The sequence below is a fragment of the Ornithinibacillus californiensis genome, assembly GCF_001038485.1.
Classification (GTDB): Bacteria; Bacillota; Bacilli; order Bacillales; family Amphibacillaceae; genus Ornithinibacillus; species Ornithinibacillus californiensis.
The window spans coordinates 25,864-47,602 of the sequence record NZ_LDUE01000061.1 but is presented as its reverse complement, the minus strand read 5'-3'; the positions used below and the strand labels follow the sequence as shown (position 1 = coordinate 47,602).

General features: G+C 37.9%; 24 protein-coding genes, 1 pseudogene and 1 riboswitch. Of the genes and pseudogenes, 9 read left to right on the top strand and 16 right to left on the bottom strand.

Translation table 11 applies throughout. The features are described 5' to 3' along the window. Positions 1 to 28: 28 nt before the first annotated feature. The 5 genes from thiE to thiW are packed head-to-tail and all read right to left on the bottom strand — an operon-like array spanning position 29 to position 3,418. The gene (gene thiE / locus TE34_RS16205) at positions 29 to 655 is read right to left on the bottom strand and encodes a thiamine phosphate synthase (RefSeq protein ID WP_047985868.1); all 627 of its coding nucleotides are present in this window, start codon (positions 653 to 655) and stop codon (positions 29 to 31) included. A gap of 2 nt (positions 656 to 657) precedes the next feature. After that, entirely contained in the window at positions 658 to 1,428 is a 771-nt protein-coding gene (thiM, locus tag TE34_RS16200; RefSeq protein ID WP_047985867.1) for a hydroxyethylthiazole kinase, read from the bottom strand. Continuing rightward, complete coding sequence (gene thiD, locus TE34_RS16195; protein WP_047985882.1) at positions 1,428 to 2,231, bottom strand: bifunctional hydroxymethylpyrimidine kinase/phosphomethylpyrimidine kinase; 804 nt, start codon at positions 2,229 to 2,231, stop codon at positions 1,428 to 1,430. The genes thiM and thiD overlap by 1 nt, the downstream gene beginning before the upstream one ends. Then, positions 2,224 to 2,916, bottom strand: coding sequence for a thiaminase II (gene tenA, locus TE34_RS16190; protein WP_047985866.1), 693 nt, complete (start codon positions 2,914 to 2,916; stop codon positions 2,224 to 2,226). Before tenA ends, thiD begins: the two co-directional genes overlap by 8 nt. Before the next feature lies 1 nt (position 2,917). Beyond that, positions 2,918 to 3,418: an energy coupling factor transporter S component ThiW gene (gene thiW / locus TE34_RS16185; protein ID WP_047985865.1), complete on the bottom strand. Its 501-nt coding sequence runs from the start codon at positions 3,416 to 3,418 to the stop codon at positions 2,918 to 2,920. A gap of 80 nt (positions 3,419 to 3,498) precedes the next feature. Further along, a riboswitch (TPP riboswitch) is annotated at positions 3,499 to 3,612 on the bottom strand. 301 nt (positions 3,613 to 3,913) lie between these two features. Between thiW and TE34_RS21265 the strand changes: the two genes are divergently transcribed. Continuing rightward, positions 3,914 to 4,063, top strand: a complete 150-nt coding sequence (locus TE34_RS21265) for a hypothetical protein (protein WP_047985864.1) — start codon at positions 3,914 to 3,916, stop codon at positions 4,061 to 4,063. A gap of 162 nt (positions 4,064 to 4,225) precedes the next feature. On the opposite strand, the gene TE34_RS16175 is transcribed toward TE34_RS21265, so the two are convergent. Then, on the bottom strand, positions 4,226 to 5,404 hold the full coding sequence (locus TE34_RS16175) for an MFS transporter (RefSeq protein ID WP_047985863.1): 1,179 nt from the start codon (positions 5,402 to 5,404) through the stop codon (positions 4,226 to 4,228). 80 nt (positions 5,405 to 5,484) lie between these two features. Here TE34_RS16175 and yeiL point away from each other — a divergent pair, with 80 nt between their 5' ends. Continuing rightward, positions 5,485 to 6,156, top strand: coding sequence for a transcriptional regulator YeiL (gene yeiL / locus TE34_RS16170; protein ID WP_047985862.1), 672 nt, complete (start codon positions 5,485 to 5,487; stop codon positions 6,154 to 6,156). A 210-nt stretch (positions 6,157 to 6,366) separates the two neighbouring features. Beyond that, positions 6,367 to 7,797, top strand: a complete 1,431-nt coding sequence (aspA, locus tag TE34_RS16165; protein ID WP_047985861.1) for an aspartate ammonia-lyase — start codon at positions 6,367 to 6,369, stop codon at positions 7,795 to 7,797. 172 nt (positions 7,798 to 7,969) lie between these two features. Here aspA and TE34_RS16160 read toward each other — a convergent pair whose 3' ends face one another. The 6 genes from TE34_RS16160 to TE34_RS16135 form a co-directional block, all read right to left on the bottom strand. Then, the gene (locus TE34_RS16160) at positions 7,970 to 8,680 is read right to left on the bottom strand and encodes a class I SAM-dependent methyltransferase (RefSeq protein ID WP_047985860.1); all 711 of its coding nucleotides are present in this window, start codon (positions 8,678 to 8,680) and stop codon (positions 7,970 to 7,972) included. After that, complete coding sequence (locus tag TE34_RS16155; RefSeq protein ID WP_047985859.1) at positions 8,677 to 9,225, bottom strand: hypothetical protein; 549 nt, start codon at positions 9,223 to 9,225, stop codon at positions 8,677 to 8,679. The genes TE34_RS16160 and TE34_RS16155 overlap by 4 nt, the downstream gene beginning before the upstream one ends. A gap of 53 nt (positions 9,226 to 9,278) precedes the next feature. Then, positions 9,279 to 9,566, bottom strand: a complete 288-nt coding sequence (locus TE34_RS21760) for a TIGR04104 family putative zinc finger protein (protein WP_047985858.1) — start codon at positions 9,564 to 9,566, stop codon at positions 9,279 to 9,281. Between the two features lie 178 nt (positions 9,567 to 9,744). Continuing rightward, positions 9,745 to 9,990 (bottom strand): type II toxin-antitoxin system RelE/ParE family toxin, encoded by a 246-nt coding sequence (locus TE34_RS16145; RefSeq protein ID WP_047985857.1) that lies wholly within the window; start codon positions 9,988 to 9,990, stop codon positions 9,745 to 9,747. Then, positions 9,978 to 10,160 (bottom strand): hypothetical protein, encoded by a 183-nt coding sequence (locus tag TE34_RS16140; RefSeq protein WP_047985856.1) that lies wholly within the window; start codon positions 10,158 to 10,160, stop codon positions 9,978 to 9,980. Before TE34_RS16140 ends, TE34_RS16145 begins: the two co-directional genes overlap by 13 nt. Positions 10,161 to 10,482: 322 nt before the next feature. Next, positions 10,483 to 12,003 carry a glycine betaine uptake BCCT transporter gene (locus tag TE34_RS16135; RefSeq protein ID WP_047985855.1) on the bottom strand — a complete coding sequence of 507 codons (1,521 nt, stop codon included), beginning with the start codon at positions 12,001 to 12,003 and terminating at the stop codon, positions 10,483 to 10,485. A 558-nt stretch (positions 12,004 to 12,561) separates the two neighbouring features. Here TE34_RS16135 and TE34_RS16130 point away from each other — a divergent pair. The 4 genes from TE34_RS16130 to TE34_RS16115 all read left to right on the top strand — a co-directional run bounded on the left by TE34_RS16130 (position 12,562) and on the right by TE34_RS16115 (position 15,189). Beyond that, positions 12,562 to 13,077, top strand: coding sequence for a hypothetical protein (locus TE34_RS16130; RefSeq protein ID WP_047985854.1), 516 nt, complete (start codon positions 12,562 to 12,564; stop codon positions 13,075 to 13,077). A 121-nt stretch (positions 13,078 to 13,198) separates the two neighbouring features. Next, positions 13,199 to 13,768, top strand: a complete 570-nt coding sequence (locus tag TE34_RS16125; RefSeq protein WP_084710747.1) for a DUF6036 family nucleotidyltransferase — start codon at positions 13,199 to 13,201, stop codon at positions 13,766 to 13,768. Continuing rightward, complete coding sequence (locus TE34_RS16120; RefSeq protein ID WP_047985853.1) at positions 13,755 to 14,132, top strand: hypothetical protein; 378 nt, start codon at positions 13,755 to 13,757, stop codon at positions 14,130 to 14,132. Before TE34_RS16125 ends, TE34_RS16120 begins: the two co-directional genes overlap by 14 nt. A 97-nt stretch (positions 14,133 to 14,229) precedes the next feature. After that, complete coding sequence (locus TE34_RS16115; protein WP_084710746.1) at positions 14,230 to 15,189, top strand: nucleoside hydrolase; 960 nt, start codon at positions 14,230 to 14,232, stop codon at positions 15,187 to 15,189. Positions 15,190 to 15,245: 56 nt separating this feature from the next. Here TE34_RS16115 and TE34_RS16110 read toward each other — a convergent pair whose 3' ends face one another. From TE34_RS16110 to TE34_RS20805, 4 genes and pseudogenes are all read right to left on the bottom strand, one after another. Beyond that, on the bottom strand, positions 15,246 to 16,562 hold the full coding sequence (locus TE34_RS16110) for an FtsW/RodA/SpoVE family cell cycle protein (RefSeq protein WP_047985851.1): 1,317 nt from the start codon (positions 16,560 to 16,562) through the stop codon (positions 15,246 to 15,248). Then, complete coding sequence (locus TE34_RS16105) at positions 16,559 to 16,993, bottom strand: PadR family transcriptional regulator (protein WP_047985850.1); 435 nt, start codon at positions 16,991 to 16,993, stop codon at positions 16,559 to 16,561. Before TE34_RS16105 ends, TE34_RS16110 begins: the two co-directional genes overlap by 4 nt. Then, on the bottom strand, positions 16,986 to 17,540 hold the full coding sequence (locus tag TE34_RS16100) for a sigma-70 family RNA polymerase sigma factor (protein WP_047985849.1): 555 nt from the start codon (positions 17,538 to 17,540) through the stop codon (positions 16,986 to 16,988). The genes TE34_RS16105 and TE34_RS16100 overlap by 8 nt, the downstream gene beginning before the upstream one ends. A gap of 193 nt (positions 17,541 to 17,733) precedes the next feature. Further along, positions 17,734 to 18,389 (bottom strand): annotated as a pseudogene (locus tag TE34_RS20805) (IS3 family transposase). A gap of 495 nt (positions 18,390 to 18,884) precedes the next feature. On the opposite strand from TE34_RS20805, the gene TE34_RS16085 reads away from it, so the two are divergent. Beyond that, positions 18,885 to 19,424, top strand: a complete 540-nt coding sequence (locus TE34_RS16085) for a glycerol-3-phosphate responsive antiterminator (protein WP_157037659.1) — start codon at positions 18,885 to 18,887, stop codon at positions 19,422 to 19,424. 248 nt (positions 19,425 to 19,672) lie between these two features. Beyond that, positions 19,673 to 21,691 (top strand): alpha/beta hydrolase family protein, encoded by a 2,019-nt coding sequence (locus TE34_RS16080; protein ID WP_047985846.1) that lies wholly within the window; start codon positions 19,673 to 19,675, stop codon positions 21,689 to 21,691. The last annotated feature ends 48 nt before the right edge of the window (positions 21,692 to 21,739 follow it).

The window sequence follows — 21,739 nt, the reverse complement described above, 5'->3', positions numbered from 1 at the left end:
AGTGAAACAGCCCCTATGTCCCCTAATCCTACAGTTTTTTAACTGCGCTTGCTATATTTGGAGCATGTGCTATGGCTGAGATAACAGCTACCCCATCTGCACCTGCGTCTATGACTTGATAAGCATTAGTGATGTCGATACCTCCGATGCCAACGAGCGGTATCTTTGGATAATGCCTGCGTATGGTTGAAATCCATTTGACACCTACAGGTTCTTTCGCATCGGCTTTTGTTTTTGTTCCAAAAATCGGCCCAGCACCCAAATAGTTGATTATTTCAATGGGGCTTTGATTTAACTCATCGGTGTTGGATACAGAAAGTCCAATTATTTTATCGGGCATGAGCTCCCGTATTTCCTGGACTGACAGGTCCTCTTGCCCAACGTGTATTCCGTCCGCCTCTAAAGGTTCTACCAGGTCGATATCATCATTCACGATAAACAATACACCACATTCCCAGCATATTTCTCTTAGTTTTTTTCCTAATTCTAATTTGTGCACCCCAGTTAAGGAGCCAATTCCTTTTTCACGAAATTGGAAAGCGGTTATTCCTGCTTTTGCTGCGAGCTTCAGTGTTACCACAGGATCGTGGTTACAGTTTTGCGAGCCCATGACAAAATACTTTCTTAGTTTTTTGGCTAATAATGTGTTGTCCATGTCTACCTCCTCTGTAGTGCTTCTACGTCCATTGCTAATGCATCGATAAAGTACGGGATAAAGGTTCCTGGTCCATTTACTGCTGGTAGGGAAGCAGCATAGCTTGCTGCTAATCCGTAATAGGATACGGCTGTTAGTGCTTGTTGTTCGATAGGGTCATTGGTTGTTAAGCAAGCAGTTAAAATGGAACCTAATAAACATCCTGCTCCAGTCACTTTCGTTAATAACTCATGTCCTAATTGGTTATGGATTAGTTTGGTACCAGCACAAATGATGTCTGTTTTCCCTGTAACGATGGCAGTAGTTTGATAAATTTCTGCAACCTTCATGGCTACTTTCTCTGCATCACCACTACCAACAGCATCTACCCCTTTTGACTCCCAAGGAATGCCTGCTAAATGGGCAAGTTCACTAGCATTCCCTTTGATGGCAGTTGGTTGGACTTCTTGTAGTAGCTGCTTTACAACAGACATCCGGAACGGGGTTGCGGCAACGCCAACCGGGTCTAGAACGACTGGTATGTTTCGTTCGTTAGCGGTTTTCCCTGCTAGAATCATAGCTTCAATGTCTTGAGCGGTTATCGTTCCAATGTTTAGCAATACTCCATCAGCCACTTGTGCCATGTCTTTCGCTTCTTCCGTTGCTTTTGCCATGACGGGCGATGCTCCAAAGGAAAGCAGCCCATTAGCAGTAAAGTTCATGACGACTTGATTTGTTAGATGGTGGATAAGTGGTTGTGTTTCTCTGACCTTTTTGATGATCGTTTCATTCATTACTTCACAACCTCCATCCGCCCAGCAAAATGATTGGTTGGTCCATTTCCTTTCCCGAGTGGGAAGGCATGTTGAATAGCTTGGGTAATAAACTGTTTCGATTTCTCCACGGCGATAGGAAGTATAACTCCCTTGCCTAAGTAGGCGGTAATGGCAGCGGAGTACGTGCAGCCTGTTCCGTGGGTGTTCTTGGTATGTATGCGTTCGGCAGTATACGTATACATTTTCTCTCCGTCATAAAGAATATCAGTGGCATCTCCGGTTAAATGTCCTCCCTTTACAAGGGCAGCCCCAGCGCCATATAGGTTTACGAGCTGTTTAGCTGCATACTGCATATCGACAATCGTTTTAATGGTTCTGCCGGTAATGAATTCAGCCTCGGGGATGTTCGGTGTGACAATGGTAGCTAATGGTAAGAGGTGCTCCCGTAAATAACGACGGGCATCCTCATTGATTAAAGCATCTCCGCTAGTTGCAACCATTACCGGATCGAGAACGTATGGGACATCAAGGTTTGTGATTTTTTCTTTAATTGCTTTCATCATGTCCACACTTGCTATCATGCCTGTTTTTAAAGCGTGTAGGGGCATATCAGACAAGATGGAATCGAATTGCTGGGTTATCATCTCAATTGGTAGGTGATGAACGGCTTGAACACCTGTAGTGTTTTGGGCAACCACTGAGGTGATCACAGACATGCCATAGGTTTTTAGTTCCTGAAAGGTTTTTAAGTCTGCGTGAATGCCTGCTCCGCCACTTGGATCGGTTCCTGCGATGGTAAGTGCACATGAAACATTACTCATTAGCAAGCACCGTCCTCTTTGCTGGCCACTCTTCACAGGTAAATGCCATCTCCCAGAACTTCCACTCTAGCTGGCAGCTTTTCCGAAAAGCATCTTGAACACGGACAACCTCTTCCGGTGATGCGTGTTTCATATAGTTGTCGAGAAGGTCCCGCATTTCGAGTGTTATTTTTTTTACGCTATCATCGGCATAGAAAGTAATCCAAGGGTAGAACGGATGGGCTTTTGTTGGATTGTACTTTTTCATTAGCTCTTTACCGATTTCCAAATAAGTCCATGGACAAGGGAGAAGAGCACCTAATATTTCTCCTAACGTCCCCGATTGGGCATGGTACATCATATGTTTAATATAATGGTCTGCGGTCGGGGGCAGTGGATGACCTTGTAACGCTTCATAGCTAACCCCAATATAATCACAGAAATTGTGATGAGGATGGGACTCATCATGTAAAACAAAGCTAATCTTCTCATGGAAGAAGCCGATAGTTTCTCGGTTGGATGATTTAGCGAGTGCCATTCCGTAGATTCTCATGAATGCATTGAGATATTCAAAGTCTGCTTTAACATAATGGGTAATGGCCTCTTTGGCTATATCACCTTTTCCAATTCCTTCTACAAATGGATGTTGAAAAATTAATTGAAAGATATCATCATTCTCACGACGCAATTTTTCTGTGAAATTCATTTCAAAGCCCTCCTTTAGATGGTTGTATCAGTTTTCCTTGACCTACTCGAGATAAAATAAACCAACCTATCAGACCACCTGAAATACTACTGATAAGAAACGACGGTAGGAAAGCAAATGCTCCAACCGAGCTTCCCATGAGTAGAATGGCAAATGGTACAGCAGAAAGTGATCCGATAACCCCGGTACCAACTGCTTCTCCTAGGACAGCTACTCCATTCTTGCGAAACCGTTGATAAAGGACTCCGGCTAGAAATGCACCAATCATCCCTCCTGGAAATGCTAGTAAGGTTCCGAGACCAAGTAAGTTACGCAGCAAGCCAATCATAAATGCAACGGCTACGGCTGGCCCTGGTCCTAGTGTTACTGCGGCCATTACGTTGACAGCATGTTGAACAGGGTAGGCTTTTGCAATGCCCGCTGGAAACCATAATAGTTGGGCACCGATCGTGCCGATTGCGACAAAGATTGCCATTGTGGTTAATAAACGTGTTCGATTCATGTTTTCCCTCCATCTTTTAGGGACCAAAAAAGCCAGATCCATAGGAGGACCTGGCTGTATAAGCTGAAATAGAATAGACGTGTATCGTCCGACTACTTCCCTCCGCTGGTACTAACCAGATCAGGTCCATAAGAGTCAGAAAGCTAACGTGCTTTCCTCTCAGCCCACATTTTTGGGCACCCCTAGTAGTTGATATTGCATATTAAGTTGTTCAGCTATACCATAACAAATGATATTGGATTTGTCTTGAAAAATGGAGAAAAGAGGAAATAAGACCTACAATGTTAATTCCTCAGGAAGTTGTAGATTTAGAATTTACTAAACGTACTATATAATAAGATATGCGCTCGAATCCTGTTACTAATGATGTAAAGAAGTCGTAACCTGCTTCCTTATTTTAATCCATTGTTTCAAAAACTTATATCCTTCAACAAAATAAGGTATATTATACTTAGTGAATGGTCTCTTTAAGGACCAGAAAAGTAGGTGAACAAAGTGGGAAAATATCAATTGGATACCAAAGGTAAGGCAGCTGTGACAAAGTATCATGAAAAACACAAACCTGCCCAATTTGATAAAAAGCAAAGACTTGAAAAAATACGTGCGGAGTATTTGAATAAGAAGCAAGAACAAACAGATAAATAATCATGAAAAAGAAATTAAAAACGCTTGGAATCAAGCGTTTTTGTTTGTTATTTAGGGTGTTAAGATCGATGTTTCTAGATATGAAATTTAACGTGAAATTTTGCTTTTTCTCCTTGTTATCCGAACTACTTACCTTTAAGATGGCCATTTTTAAGTAGCTTGCTATACGGGGACAACGCTCTTTCCCTCTTGCATTTCATTTTTTCGATACATAACGGCTAATACGAAAGCCGGTATCGTACAGGCAACCATACCAATAAATGCATATTTCGGTTCTATATCATACAAGAAGCCACCGAAGATCGTGAAGACAGCAGTACTCCAGCTTAGTGCGAGTGCAGAATACATACCTTGCGCATTTGGAATCTGTGCATGTGGAATATATTTGATTAAGTATTTCATGAATGCATAATGGGCCATAGCGAACGAGAATGCGTGTAAGATTTGCGTGAAACTAAATATGATAACGCTGGGAAAGGCAAATGCTAATACCCAACGAGCAGTTGAACCAATGGCAGATAGTATAAGCAAGGATCCAATAGAATAATTACGAAATGCCCTGTCCGCGACTGCGAAGAAAATAATCTCTGCGATTACAGCGATGTTGATAATAAGACCGATTAAGTATATCGGCGCTTCTATTTCTTGTAGATAAATATAGCCATACGTATAATAAGTAGCGTGTGCTGCTTGTAATAAGATTGCGATAATCAGTACTATACCAAAGTGTTTCACACGTAATAGCTGCAACATACTACTCTTTTGTTTCGTTTCACTTGTTTGTTGTTTCTCCGCTAAAATTGTAGGAGTTTGCATAAATCCTAGTCCAACAAAGCCAATCATTCCGAGGAACAGTGCCCATAATATTACTTCATCCCCAAGCATACCGGTAAATACGGTTAGTATCATTCCGATGGAAACAAAGCCAATCGATCCCCACTGACGACTCCTGCCATAATGTTTTAATTGCTTGTTTTGTACTAGAATACTAGCTGCAGTATCAAGCGCAGGCATGAGAAGGGGATAGAATATATGGATGACAATGGTTACGATTAGTAGACTAGTAAACGAGTTTGCCGGAATATAGCAAAGTATAGCTATAATCGTAGCAATTCCTGCCATATGGAGGAGAATTTTACTACTAATTTTTCCAGACAAATATGGAAATGCAAATAAAGTAGCAATTCCTCTAGCAACTAACCCTAAGCTCATAATTAAACTAGCCTCTGGGACGGAAATTCCTTTTGTCGAGATCATCCATCCTGCCCAATAAGGGAGAAATATTCCCCATGTTAAGAAAAAGCTAAAAAACTGCATACTCATCCAACGTTGTGTATTCATCGATTTCCTCCTTATGGATTGCATGATATCATGATAGTAGAATGAAATAATATGAGATATCTCCTATTTTGAGGTGAATGATGGAAATTTATCGAGATGAGAAGAAACGGTTATATTTGGAACAGATCCTTTTAACAGAGCTATTCTCCTTCCCGGTTGAGGAGAATATGGAGATTCACGAATATAAGCGGGATGACTGGATTATACAAGAGGGGAAACGGCCAGATTATTTATTTTACGTGTTGGAAGGGAAAGCGAAGATATATATTACCCACCAAAACGGGAAGGTTACGCTTATAAATTTTATCAATGATCAAGAGTATATTGGTGAAATGGAGTTATTACATGATGTGTACTATACAAAAGGAATTCAAGCTTCAACGAAGACCATCTGTTTGGCGCTCCCCATGTACTACTATCGAAAACGATTACTAGAAGATACTAAATTTTTGCGTGAGTTATCGAAATTCCTAAGTGCCAAAGCTACGCATATGGCAGCTAAATATACACAGAGTCTTGCGTTCCCTCTAGAAAATAGGCTTGCGGAATTTATTCTTCAAACCTCAGATGAAGGTGTATATAAAGAAAAACATGTAACGGTGTGTGATTATTTAGGGGTATCTTATCGTCATTTACTATATGTTCTTAACCAATTCTGTGAAAAGGAATACTTACAAAAGGCAGGGCGGAATTATCAAATTAAACAATTTGATTCCTTATATAGACTGGCGAAGGTGATTGAAAATAAATAAGTAATAGTGGAATCCACAGGTGAGTGATGAACTATTTTGCTCGGTTAGAATCAGGTGAAATTGTTTCTAGTTTTAATAAATCTTTACTTCTTTTATAACTAACGAAACAATTTTCCTCCAACCCCTTGATTTTCCCTACATAAGTTCTATAATAGCCTCGAAGGCAATTATTAATAGTTTAATATAAACGGGGAAAAAGAGGAGAAGAAAATGACACTCACTGTGAGCAAGACACGCATGGAAAAGGATTTTCTTGGGGAAAAGGAAGTTCCAACCGATGCCTATTACGGAATTCAAACATTACGCGCTGTGGAGAACTTTCCAATCACAGGGTACCGAATTCATGAAGAACTAATCAACGCGTTGGCTGTCGTGAAAAAAGCTGCGGCTCTTGCTAATGTAGATAGTAAGCGCTTACAATCTAATGTTGGTGAAGCAATTGTTCAGGCTGCAAGTGAGCTAATGGAAGGAAAATGGCATGATCAAATAATCGTCGACCCGATCCAAGGGGGAGCAGGAACCTCTATTAACATGAACGTCAATGAAGTTATCGCAAATCGTGCGATTGAAATACTAGGGGAAGAGAAAGGGAATTATGCGATTTGTAGCCCTAATACGCATGTTAATATGTCCCAATCCACTAACGATGCCTTTCCGACAGCTATCCATATCGCTGTGCTTAACATGATTGAAAAATTAACACTCACCATGGAAGAAATGCATTTGGCATTTGAGCAAAAAGCAACGGAATTTGCTAATGTGATTAAAATGGGCCGCACCCATCTTCAAGATGCGGTACCAATTCGACTTGGCCAAGAGTTTGAGGCGTATAGTCGTGTGATTGCACGTGATATTAAACGGATTAAGCAAACAAGAGAGAATCTGTATACGTTAAATATGGGAGCAACAGCTGTTGGAACAGGGCTTAATGCTGATCCAAGCTATATTGTGGGGGTACTAAAGCATCTTACAGACATTAGTGGCCTACCTTTAGTAGGCGCAGAACACTTGGTAGATGCGACACAAAATACGGATGCTTACACCGAGGTATCATCCGCCTTGAAAATCTGTATGATGAATATGTCCAAAATTGCAAATGACCTACGTCTCATGGCATCTGGCCCAAGAGCGGGACTAGCAGAAATCCAATTACCAGCAAGACAACCAGGTTCATCGATTATGCCAGGTAAAGTCAATCCGGTCATGCCAGAGCTTATTAATCAGGTGGCGTTTCAAGTGATTGGAAATGATCAAACAATTAGCCTTGCATCGGAAGCGGGTCAGTTAGAATTGAATGTGATGGAGCCGGTATTAGTATTCAATTTATTACAATCGATTAGTATTATGAATAATGCATTCCGTAGCTTTACGGACTATTGCGTTCGAGGAATAAAGGCAAATGAAGAAGGATTAAAAGCCTATGTAGAAAATAGCGTTGGGATTATTACCGCGATTAATCCACACATTGGCTATGAACGAGCTGCTCAAATTGCAGCAGAAGCAATTCAAACTGGCACACCCGTTAGAGAGCTATGCCTGAAATATGGGGTATTAACAGAGGAGCAATTGAATGTAATCCTAGACCCATACGAAATGACACACCCAGGGATTGCTGGGAAAGGTTTGTTGGAAGGGAAATAATCAGTCTCATTGGAGCTGAGGGTTAAGGCTGACTGAACTATGCGATACGTATCGCAATAAGATAAACTAAAAAAGCACTGCAAATGGTACCGCCGCCCCAAAGTTGGAATTAAAATCTAACTTTTGAGGGTCACTACCTAATGCGGTGCTTTTATTGATCGTTATTCAATAATCACCTTTTTGAAGTTGCTTTTACTATAAGAAAATGAGGGTTCGTCATGAGATAATCATAAGAATCTTCTTTTACAGCCTTCATCTTTTCTATCGGTTTAGGTTCAATCAATTGAGCTAGATTGAAAAACTGAGTCGTTTCATTAACAATGTTTTGTAGGGGCCGTCTGTAGAAACTCACATCAATTGTAATCGTAGGTTTGTTCCAAGTATCTGATAATAATTGGGTTTTAAAATAATCATCACAATCAAATTTTGTATAGTCCATGAATGGGTGATGAACGGAAAATAAAAAGGTTCCGCCTGCTTTTAGAATGCGGTTGAACTCTTGAAATGTATACGTCCAATCTTTTAGATAGTGAAGTGTAAGGGAACTTATAATTACATCAAAGGAATCATCCTCAAACGGTAGGGGTTCTTGAAGATCATGACAAAGAAATGTCGCTTCTTTCCCTAAACGATGCTTCGCTTCTTTTACCATTTCAGGACTTACATCGATACCAGTAACTTCCGCCCCGTGTTGCAATAATTGCGAAGAATACCATCCCGCCGAAGAACCAGCATCAAGTACCTTTTTACCTTTTAATGGAGAAGGCAATGCCTCCATCATGGCCGGGCGCTCATAATAAGCGTTATACGGACTCCCCTCATCAACGTCATTCTGATAGGTAGAAGCTAACTTGTTATAAATGTCTCTCGTTGTGTCGCTCATTTCATTCCCTCCGCCATTTTAATTCTCATTATTGGGTCTTGATCATGAAATGCTATACAAATTGGAATGTTCGTTTTGACTTTTTGACACACATTAGAAAACAAAGCCACAGTTCTTGCAATTAAGTATAATGTATTACCTAACGCTTTATCAGTTGAGTCGAAACCATTTTCTAAATAGATTTCAGAGAGTTTTTCCAAAGTTCCTACCTCAACCTCATCAATCCAGTCACTAGCCCAATCGTCGTCTTCTTCAGCAGGTTGATTATATTCATCACAAATGAAAAAGTTACTGTTCCATTCATTGTCCATATCATATTCAAAATAAACGGCTTTAGCTGCACACTTAGTGGCTATTTCTAAGGATTGAGAGAATCCATTCTCTATTGACTCCCGATACCTATCTAAATTTACTTTTTGAATCTTCTTTGCTTCGTCTTCTCCTGATTTCTCATAGCATAATTGATAATATTTCTTCTCAAATCCCTCTAAATCATATGTTAAAATGTCCTTCTGCATTTCTTCCAGATAATTAAAAATTTCCATATTGAATTTCCTATCTTTTAAAACTCTCTTGTCAAACTATACTGTATCTTTCTTCACAAAGACTTTTTAAAGGTAACAAAAAAAGGTAGCAACAGCGAACCTAGAAGTAAAATAAAGAGTGCTATTCCAAATGTTGCAAAAAAGTTGTTAAAAGGTGAAAGAAAATTACCGAAAATCATTGCCGGTAATATAGTAAGAGACACAAATACGAACCTACCTGAAGTTGTTATCTTGTGCGCCATGCCACATTCGTTACAATTAATAGGTTTATAACCCCACCAGAGTGATTTATAGATTTTATGCCAACTAAATTGCGACTTGCAGTTTTCACACTTTTGCAAAGTAACCCCACCTTACAATAACCAGCCCAGTAGCTAGTATCTCTACTTCAATACTAACACAATATAAAATCACAAAACTTGTTAAATATTTATAAAAAAACATCATAGCCGGCAATTCAGAGCAATGATGTTTATGGGATTATATTTTTAAAGTTTCTAGCATTGTGGATGATTCGAACTACTCTACTGCATCATTATTAATTCGATAAATTATCTTATAGTTAGATAATACTTTTTCTCTGATATTTTCATCTTTCAGTTCCGGAACAATTCGGCCAGAATTAGGGAAGACAGCAGTAGTTTCAATTGCATCCATAATTCTTCTTGCAAACATTCTTGCGTACTCTTCAGAGTCTTCAGCAATATAGGTACATATATTATCTAAATCTTTTACAGCAGATTCTGCCCATCTTAATTCAGCCATTTCCCTAACTTCTCCTTAACTACTTCATGAGAAACAAACTTTTCAGCATCCAGTTCTTTAATCCCTTTTTCTATTTTCTTTCTAACATAAAGTTCCTGCATGATATCATCTAGGGTTACATTTTCCGGTAAATCCTTAATTAGTTTAATTACTTCTTCTTTCGCGCTCATGTGACATACCTCCTTTTTAAGGTTTTGATGTATTATATAAATTATTATATTACACATCATTCCTAATAACGACTAATAAAATTTATCATTTGTACTCTTGCGACCGATAGTTTATAAGGACTCCCCTTTATATTAAAGCTTCTTCGCTTAACATCTCTTCACATACTCATACTAATATTACCATAAATGTTCAGAAGATTCAATCTAACAGGAGTGGATCTCGGCAACACAAAATCCTAACCATAAAAAAAGACCACCAAATCAACTAGCAATTCGGTGATCTTAACCCAACAATTTATCAGTTCACAGCATACTAACGGTTCTAATTTTTCAAGTCTTTTCTCCGTTTAATCTTACCTATTTCGAGTTCTTTTGCTTCTATCCGTAATGCTTTTATCAAGCTAAAGGCCATCAAGGCGATAATGACCGAAAATGGCAAGGCTGCAATAATCATCATATTTTGTAATGCTTGCAGACCGCCTGAATATAGAAGAACTAGGGCTACTGTAGATAGTAAAATACCCCATGTAAATTTAATTTTATTCGTAGGATTCTGTGACCCATTTGTTGTCATCATTCCTAATACAAAGGTTCCCGAATCAGCAGATGTAATAAAGAATACGGCGAGAAGAACCATGGCCGTAATCGATGTCACAAGTGGTAATGGGTAATGTGAAAGAACTCCAAATAGCGCTTTTTCCGCGGATAGACTAGATAGTGTAGCAATCTCATTATGTTCTAGTGAAATAGCAGAGCCTCCGAATGTGGAGAACCATAAGAATACGACGAGTGAAGGAATGAGTAAAACAAAGAAAACAAATTCCCGAATACTTCTTCCCTTAGAAACTCGAGCTATAAAAATCCCGACAAATGGTGCCCATGCAATCCACCAAGCCCAATAAAAGATCGTCCAGCCATTAATCCACCCACGAATATCCTCGTTTAAAGGAGCAATCCGAAAGCTCATCTGTGGCAAGGTTTGAAAATAGGTTCCAATCGTATCGGTAAATAAGTTTAGAATAAACAAGGTTGGTCCGAATACGAACATCAATAGAAATAGCGCAGCGGCTAAAAACATGTTCGCATTACTTAATATTTTTATCCCCTTGCCTAACCCAGTCCATGCGGATATTAAGAATAGGACCGTAACAATCGCAATAATGATCAATTGCATCCAAAATGAGGTAGGTAAATCAAATAAATAGGACAAACCACCATTGATTTGAACTGCTCCAAAGCCTAGTGAGGTTGCAACACCAAGGACTGTCGCCAATACAGAAAAGATGTCAATTGCTTTACCTGTCTTACCGTTCACTCTATCTCCCAAAATAGGCTGTAAGGTTGCACTTATTAAGCCCAGTTTATGATGTCTAAAGTGAAAATAAGCGATTGCAAGCGCGACAACGGCATAGATACTCCAAGCATGAATGCCCCAATGGAAGTAAGTAAATCGCAAAGCATCTTTTATTGCTTGATCTGTGCCTGTTTCACCAGTAGGAGAACTAATAGCATAATGGCTAAGTGGCTCCGACGTTCCATAGAAGACAAGCCCAATCCCCATACCGGCGCTAAATAACATAGCAATCCAAGTAGGTCTTGAGAATTCTGGTTTTTGATCTTGGGTACCAAGCCTAATTCGTCCAACTGGAGAAATTAAGAAAAATAGACAAATAACAACTAGAATGGAAACAATGATTAAGTAATACCACCCAAATGCATTAGAAAAAAATGCTTGTATATTAGCGGTGGTACTCTCGAGTGCTTGAGGGAAAATAATACCCGCAATAACGAGAACCGCAAGTATAGCAATGGAAACATATAACACTAAGTACTTTTGCTTCATCACCTAACCTCCTAAATGTGTTGCAGCAAGTATTAGTGTTTTCATTTTTGCTGATATCATGTATCGGAGGTTGAAATGATTTGCTATTTGTTACCATAATAACCAACGAAGCCATTTTCCTATTTAAAAATCCAACTACATTCTTCACGCAATCGAAGGTCATCCGAAAGTGAGGCATGGGTTTGGTACATCGCTTCTAATTTGGGCGGATCAACAAAATGCTGATAACCCAATCCTAGTTCTTTATAATGCTTTGGAATGTTGTTTTGGATATCGAGCTTTCTCTTTATAATTGTTTCATTCCAAGGACTGAATCCAAACCAAAGTAGAAACGCATCTGGATGGTGAGGTGCAGGAGGATGATTAGAATTATGTCGTCCTAGGATATAATCTCCATCTGCGTACTTGTGAATGAATCGTTCCCGATAGACTGAAGGACCGGTTGGCTTTTCCCTTTCTAAATAACCATGATACCGCTGCTTATTTAGTGGGATGCTTGGATTGGGTCCGCTTGAATAAAAGTTAGAGCTTTATCAAGCGAAGTTAAAGGATGGGGATTTGATTATACAGTTGGATGGAGAGAACAGTAAAATTTACACTCCAGTTCAGAATGAGGAACTACAAACACATTTGAGTGAACTACAAGAAGAGTTCGATAACGTCATGTATCATGCCGAATATAAAGAGAATGAACGCATTAGGAAGTTTTTTGAGGAATTTAGAAGTCCATATGGCTATCTTTATACGAACGAAGACCAAACGATCCAAATGTTTATTAAAATTGATGAGGCACTTCTAGAAGGCGAGTTGTCAGGTAATCTTCTATTGATGAAAAAGGCAGATAACTCATACACCGAAACTACCTATGAATTTAACGGTATTACAGATGGACTGATGATACAACTTTACACGACAATAGATGGCGAACAAGAAAAGTTGGAAGGTAATTTTTATGATGGAAATGCATCTTCTTTTGATTTATCTTTCTGGGAATCGGATGAGAGAGTATGGTTTGGAGCAGTGACGGAGGAAAAATATAATAAGCAATACGAGGAAATTAAGGTGGTAGACTGATAGGGATTTGAAAATGATGAAGTTACGAATTAAGGAAGAGAATACGGACAGTCTGTCCCTATAAAGTAGCAACAAATGTGGTATAATTAAGAGAGTAGTAAGTTTAGTTAGGAGGGTTAAAATGGATAATTCTTACAATAATATTGGTTTAATGGATAAAAATCAGCTTCTAAAAATATTTGATTTCTTAAATGAGCAGTTAAAAGCAAACCAATTACAGTTGGAGATAACTATATACGGCGGTTCGATCATGACGATGGTATATGATAATAGACCAGCTACCAAAGATATAGACTGTGTTTTCAGTCTCAGTAATTCCAAACTATTAGAAAACATTTTAGACCTCACTAAATTTACATTTAACCTTTCTGATAACTGGATTAACGAAGAAATTAAAGAGCCATTAAAATCTATCATTAAAGAAGATAAAGAAACGTTTAGACTATATTCTAATCTAAAAATTCTTAAGCCAAAGGCAGAGCAGTTATTGGCTATGAAAATATTAGCTGCTAGACCTGAACCTTCGAAAGACTTTGTAGATGCATATATTCTATGCAAGGAATTGAACATCACAACAAAGGCGGCGCTATTATCAATCTTTGAGTCATATATTCCTATAACTCTATTAGGCGAGAGGCAGAGAATTTTTATTAAATACCTTGGGGAGGATTTGGGATATGATTGGCAATAGTTATTTACAATCATTATTTTCTTATCCAGATAAAGACACTAGTCTAAATCAAATGTTAGAACTGTTGAAAACAAAGGATAGGGAATTTATTGAAAGTTTGAAAACTCCCATTGATGTAAAACGTTGTAGTGAAGAAGAATTAACGTTCCTTACAATAGTATCAGCTGTTATCGATTATTATTTTCAGGTAAATGAAATCGATGTTCCAAGTTGGCTACGTATGAAAGAATTAACTTTTCAGAAACCATACTTTTATTCAAGAAGGATAAACGATTTTGAAAAGGTAAAATTGATGTACACCAATCCCTCTCCATTTCGAGCAAGAAATGTTTATTTTGACTTGAACAGTCTGGGAAGAGTTTAACTAGTCACCTAGAAAAAACAGTTGTCATGCAACAATTGATAACTGCTTTTAAGTGAGAGGGACTGATCCCTTAAAACATAGAAGGATGGAATTGACAATGAAGAGACTCCCTATAATCATAGATACAGACCCTGGTATAGACGATGCAATGATGCTTACGTATGCATTTGCGCATGACGACATGTTGGATATACGATTAGTTACTACTTGTTCTGGCAACATATCGCAAAGTAAAACAAACTATAATGCACGAGCATTCTTAAGCTATATTGGTGCTGATGTGGAAGTAGCTCGTGGCTTGGAGCATCCGATATTCCGGGAGTTAGAAGTGGCTGAAGATATACATGGCGAGAGTGGGTTTGGGAATGTTCAGTTTCCTGCGCCGACTTTAGCTGAAAGTAATCGCCCGGCAATTACTGCTATGCTAGAGACCATCATGGCGAGTAATGAAAAAGTGACCATCGTAGCGACTGGTCCATTAACCAATGTAGCGGCTCTACTACTTGCACATCCGGAAGTTAAGCCAAAAATTGAACGTATCTCCTGGATGGGAGGCGCAGCAGTTGGTGGCAATATGTCTCCTACTACAGAATTCAACGCACATGTTGATCCACATGCTGTAGAAATTGTATTCCGTTCGGGGATTCCGATTGTAATGAGTGGTTTAGATGTTACTCATAAAGCATATGTTACACCGGATGAAGCCAAGCGGATCTTAGATATTGGCACGGAATTTGCCGAGAAATCCTACCAATTAGTTACCTTTTATTTAGATATGATGAAAAAGACACCATTTCATGAGGGTAACTATGATGAAGTCCTACATTTCCACGATGTGTGTGCAGTAATGTATCTATTAAAACCCGATCTATTCGAGGGGCAGGACTGTTATGTTGAAGTGGCACTAGAAGGAAATACAGCTGGAACAACCGTAGTAGATTACACAAACAAGACGGGTAAAACACCTAATGTTCATGTTCTTCATACGGTCAAACGGGAGGAATTTGTAGGTGAATTTATGGAATCTGTCAGGACTATCTCAGATAGAATGAACTAGCGTTATACTAGAATAAGCCTGTATCTGAACAAAAACAGATACAGGCTTATTTATTATTATCTAAGATTTGGTACGGTAGGTTCTACCAAATCCTTTCTTCTATAAATGCTCAAAATGAGACCAAGAATAGCGGAGTAAACGACAAGCGTGGTATTACCGTAACTAATAAAGGGGATGGATACTCCCGTAATCGGTAACATTCCTAATCCCATCAGGATGTTCCAAAGTGTTGGTACCGTAAATAGTGTCGCACCGCCGATTACTAGCAATCTCCCATATTGATCCTTTGTTTTAAAGGTATTCATAGATATACGCAAAATAAATGTTAACAGGGTGATACAAAGGACAATTCCAAATGCCCAGCCAAACGTATAGACAAGAAAAGGGAATGCAAAATCAGTATGTGCTGATGGTAATGGAGGGACTCGGTCAAGCCCATTACCAAACCATCCTGCCCGAGAAAAGATATCCTGAAGTTTAAGGTAAATATATCCTGAATCAAAAGGATCAGCATTCGGATTCATAAATGCAGTAAGTCTATTCATTCGCTCCGTCCCAAGAAAAGTAGAAAAATATAAACTAAAAATCAGAATAAATACTACTAGATTAAGGATTACCAATTGAATCGCTAACTTTTTTTGAGCCTTAGAAAAGGCAAACAACATTACTATACAGAAGAAGTAAATCATCATAACCCCTAGATTAGGGATCATTATATAAAACAGGATTGGCGTCCAAAATAGGAATGAAAGTAACATTTTCTTTATCCAAGTATTAAATGCATTTATCCTACTAAATATGCCAGCCCAAGCGAGGAAAAAGAAAAACAATGTTGCTGTTCCTACATCAATGGTAATGCCAAAGAGTGAAACCCAATTTTTTGCGCTTAATGATATAAGACCAAACAAACTGGTATAAATAAACAGGATTAAACCAATTCCGTAGAAGCCTATCCAATAGTTCTTAATCTTTCTGTAATCGAAGAAAAGAAATGTACCAATGATAAGGATGGATAGGAAATACCCAATAATTTTCTGATTAAGAAAATGGTTGCCAGAATTCGGTAACTCCGGAACTCCGTTAATTATTGGGAGAAAACTAATCGATGCAATAACAATAAATAATCCAATCAGTAACCAATCCATTTTTGGTTTGTGAATACGGTTTAGATTTTCTCCTAATGTGTATGGATTGCCCATTTCTCGTATTGCTTTTTCTTCTGCTTCCTCTTTCGTAAGGTTACTTTTCTGGAAGGATTCGCTCAACTGGTTGATATGATTAGAGAGCTCATTCTTAATCATGCTATGTGCTTCCTTCGATTTCACTTTAGAGGTAACTTTATTTAAAAATCCCCTGAAGTTTTCTTGGCTCATAACGATGCCTCCTCTAAGAGACTCTTTAATGTAATAAGATGTTTGGGGCTTTCTTCCTTATAGCTTGCCAAGAATTTTTTACCCTTTGAAGATAAGGAGTAATACTTCTTTTCTTCGATCCACTTTGATATAAGAATGCCTTTGTTTTCTAAGAGATGTAGAAGAGTATAAAGTTGTCCTTCATTGCCTTGGAAACTTAGTTCTTGTTTTTGAAAGAGATTGGTGGAAATGTCATATCCTTGTTTTGGTTCGTGTAGAAGAGATTCCAAAACTGCTAATATCGTATTCTCCTTCCAAGAATGTAGCTGATTCCCATTTTGCTTTTCCCTGATTGCTTCTCTTACCGCGATTCTTCGTTCTTTGGAAAAAGATGCCTCCTTAAAGATGGTTTTATTCATAGCGCTTTTTAAGTTAGACAATGGATTACTCATCATAAGCCTCCTCTATGGTATCTTTCAATATTTCTTTTGCTCGTTTCAATCTAGTTTTCAACGTATTTATGTTTATCGTGGTAATCTTGCTTATTTCTGCTAGGGTTAGTTCCTCATAGTAATGCAAAAAAACAACTTCTCTGTACTTAATGGGTAGAGCCATGACAGCGTTAGTCAAATTGCTTTCTTGGCTTTTAGCAATGACTTCTTCTTCCACATTGGTCGATTTAGAAGGTATGTATTCCCAAATTTTTTCGTTAAGAGATATTTTGCGATAATGCCAACTTCTTAAATAGTCTTTACAGTGATTACTAGCTATTCGGTAAAGCCAAGTCTTTAGCGAGGATTGTTGCTTGAATTGATCTAATTTTTCATAACACTTGATGAAAATTTCCTGTGTTAAATCCTCAGCAGTCGTCTGGTTTTTCACGTAAGTTATTACGAGATACAGAATACTGTCACTATATTCTTCCATCAATTGGTCAATGATCGCTTCTCTATCGTTAATAAATGTATCTGTTTTTGCTAATTGTTCCAGTTCATTCATTCTGTATCACCTCTTCTACCTATTTTAGACGAAGTGAACAGCGTTTTGGTTTGAAAATAATTATTTGTGTGGGGTTATGAAGAAATAGATTTATCGGAAATCGGTGATAAAGAGTGAGTAGTATTAAATAGGTAATAGGGACAAAGTTCCAGTAATCTATACCCACTGTCAAGGACGTTTTAATAAAGGGACACTATGCTGCACTTTGAAGATGACCTCTGAATTGGACAGGGGTCATCCTCATTAAGTTCCATTGATATCTTGAGTGGTTATAATATCTTATATAGCCACTAATTTCTGTTTTTAACCCACTTAAATTTCTACATTGTTTTATATTAGCCTCATCCTTTAAATGGCCAAAGAAAGATTCTTGTGGAGCGTTATCCCAACAGTTTGCTTCCCTAGACATAGAATGTGTTAATTTAAGTTTTTTTACTTTTTCCCCTGCCCCCTTTCCATCATTTTCAACTTTTTTAGTAACTCATTTTCTGCTTTAAGCAATTGAATTTGCGCTTCTATACGCGCATTCTTTTCCTCAAGTGACATGTTTTCTTTAGTTGGTCTACCAGAATAATCTTTTCGTGAATCTGTTAGTCCATCTATACCCGACTCTCTATACGCCTTCTTCCACCTGTAAGCAGCTTTCCTAATTCTATAACTACCTAATAAATCAACGTTAAAACCACTATCTTTGAAGATTTCTCTTGGTAATTTTCCATTCTCGCTTTCCGCAATAAAGATCCTTCTAAATTCATCTGTATAGGTTATGATTGATTCACCAACTGAATTAACATAAGGATTTTTCTTTAAAATATCCTTTTCTTTTTGAGTGAAATGCTTTTTATCCATTAGTAACTCCCAGCTCCTGTTTCCTATTTCCCCAAATATATATTAAAAGTACCCCATAAAGTGTGTCCCGTTATTTAGGTGTCCACTCTATAAGGTACAGATTACTGTCCCTGTGTCCCAAATGTTTATAAAGCAATTCAAAAAAAGGAAGAAAGTTAACAACATGGTGAATTAAATAGTAACAAGATTAGAAGCGGAGATATAATGCTTCTTTTGTTTTTTTAAAATCGATGGTTAAGAACCGACCTCCTCATCTCTGTCTAATTTTTTATGAGAGTTCCTAATAGATTTTTTATCCGAGTTCTACCGAATTAGACTTCTCATCAGAATATGAGTAAAATAAATATACTGAAACAAGTATTGATTTTAGTACATGTAATCAATTAGAATATTTCTTGAATATACTTAATTGAAGGATACATAAGGGAAAAAACTTCAGAAATCTAGGCGTGAAATAAGGTAAGAGGGCCATCCCCACCAAAGGAGGTTTATGTATTGATAAATTTACAAGGTGTATTGCCTGCTGTTCGGAGCATGAAGGATTTTGAACATGTACTAGATAGTAAGCATGAAAATATCATTGTGTTAGAGACAAGACTATCGCAGCTTCAAAATATGGTTAAATATTTACGGCAAGCAAATAAAAATGTATTCATACATGCTGATTTAATTCAGGGATTAAAGGTGGATGAGTACGGATTAGAATACTTAATTAATAACATTAAAGTGGATGGTATTATATCTACAAGGGGAAACGTAATTTCAACTGCAAAGAAACATCGCATCATGGGCATTCAACGACTGTTTGCTATCGATAGTCATGCTATTAATCATAATGTGAAGCTATGCAAAAGTATCCAACCAGATTATATCGAAGTTCTACCGGGAATTATCCCACATATTATGAGAGAAATACATGAGGAAACTGGAATCCCAGTAATTGCGGGTGGGCTAATTCGTACAAAAGAGGAAGTGGAAAACACATTAAACGGTGGTGCGGCTGCGGTAACAACTTCTAATAAAGAACTATGGTAACCGATTTGCAAACCAACACAATCCTTAAAAACAGGAAATGCGTTGGTATTAGATGAATCTAGTTTTGACAAAAAACAACAACTATTGACATCGCTTTCAAATGAATTTATACTAGAGTCAAGTTAATAATTTGTGACGGGATATGGAGACACACTATTTTCTTTGAAAAGGTATTTTCAGAGACGATATGTTGTGTCTTTTTTTATTACCTACAATTATTACTAAAACGATATAAAGGGGAGGAAATTATGAAAAAGTTAACAAATCCGGTCTTATGGCTTGTTATTGCACTATTATTAATTTTTGTCGGAAGTTTTGCTGCATCTCAATTTAATAGTTCAGGTGGAGATGTAGAGGTAGAACGCATTTATTTTGAAACACCTAGAGGAGAACTATCGGGTCTATTATATAAACCAGAAGGCGCTGATCAAAACCCTAGGCCTACCATTATTGCAACTCATGGCTATTTAAACTCAGGTGAAATGCAAGATGCCCAAGTGATTGAAATGTCAAAGAGGGGTTATGTTGTTCTTGCACTTGACCAATATGATCATGGACATTCCACAAATACACAAGAAAAAGAAGTTGTCTTCTTCTCGTTCTGGCCACATGCCATATATGATGCGGTTCAGTACATTTATGAGCAAGATTATGTGTTAAAAGATGAAAATAACAATGGTGTGATTGCTGTTTCTGGACACTCCATGGGTGGATTTTCTTCCACACACGCTGTCATGTTAGACGAGCTAGACTTTCAAGAAAATGGCTATCGTAAAATCGCTAGTTCACTAACAATGGGGTCGGATTACTGGTGGTTATCTTTCCTAGGCTATACTCCTGAAGATATAAACGGTTCTTACGGTCCAAGAACATCTGGTAAAATCGCTGGTGTGTATGATGAGTTTTTCTTTGATAATGAAGCAAATGCAGCTGGTACACCAGTTGTGAAGAAAAATTATGTTGGTACGGAAGAAGGACAAGGGTTCTTAGGTAACCCAGCAAACGCTCAAGCGGATGAGTTCTATGAAGTAGATGGTGGAGTTCGTGTGATTTATCAACCAAATGAAACCCATCCATGGAATCACTTCTCGATGACGTCAACTGGTTATGCCATTGATTTTTATGATATGACATTTGCAGACTACAGTGATGTGGTGACAATTGGTGAAGATGGCCAAACGTGGATCTATAAAGAGATATTCTCATTTGTAGCTCTTATTGGGTTCTTCCTATTGTTTATTCCGGTCATTCTATTACTTGCAAAACTACCATTCTTTAATAATATTTTAACGAAAAAGGCAGATGTATTACCTGGTCCAAAAACTACTGGCTCTAAAGTAGCAAGCTATGTGCTACTGTTTGTCGGTGGATTAGTACCAGCATTATTCTTTACTGCTTGGTATAGTGGTGATGAAACTGGCTTAAGAATATTGACACAAATTAACATTGTTACGCTAGTAACTGCTTTAATCGTATTAATCTATTCATTCGTGAAAAAAGCAGAGAAAAATATTAAATCTTGGTCTATCGTTATGCTTGTGTTAAGTGTTATTCAATACTGGTATTTAGATGGAAGAGAGAAGTTTATTGCGACAACAGAAACTTTTGGTGGACCAACTGTGAATCCTGTTGTTTATTGGGCAATTAATGTAGCAATTATTCTTCTTATGTTATTAGTTAGCACACATTATTTTACGAAAAAATCAGAAGGTGCAACCATGGCCCATTATGGCGTAAAGGCAAGTGTGAAAACAATCTTAGCAGGATTAATTGCAGCGGTAATTGCTATTGTCGTTGGATATGCAATGCTTTATCTTGTTGATGCAGTATTCAAAACAGACTTCCGATTATGGACATTTGCGGTGAAAACATTTGAAGGACACCATGTATTAGCGCTGCTAAAATATGCACCATTGTTCTTTATCTACTATTTCGTTATCGGTATTTCTGTAAATGCGAATACGACTGGTGAGAAGTTTAATGGCTTTAAAGGTTATGTTGCATCGATCTTACATTTTGTAGGTGGTTTAATACTTTACCTTGCATTCCACTATGGTCTGCTATTTACAACTGGTGTAGCGGGATATCCATCCGAGTCCCTATCATCTATTATCGTCATTGGTCTTGTGCCAGTATTGGCGATTGCTGCTATCTTTAACCGATTCCTATTTATGAAAACAGGAAATGTGTATACAGCAGCATTCTTAAATACAATCTTAATGACATTAATTACAGTTGCAAATACAGCAATCTATACAGTAATCTAAAGGAAATAGGTACATTTAGGTAAATGTAAGAAGAGCAAGGACTAGTCC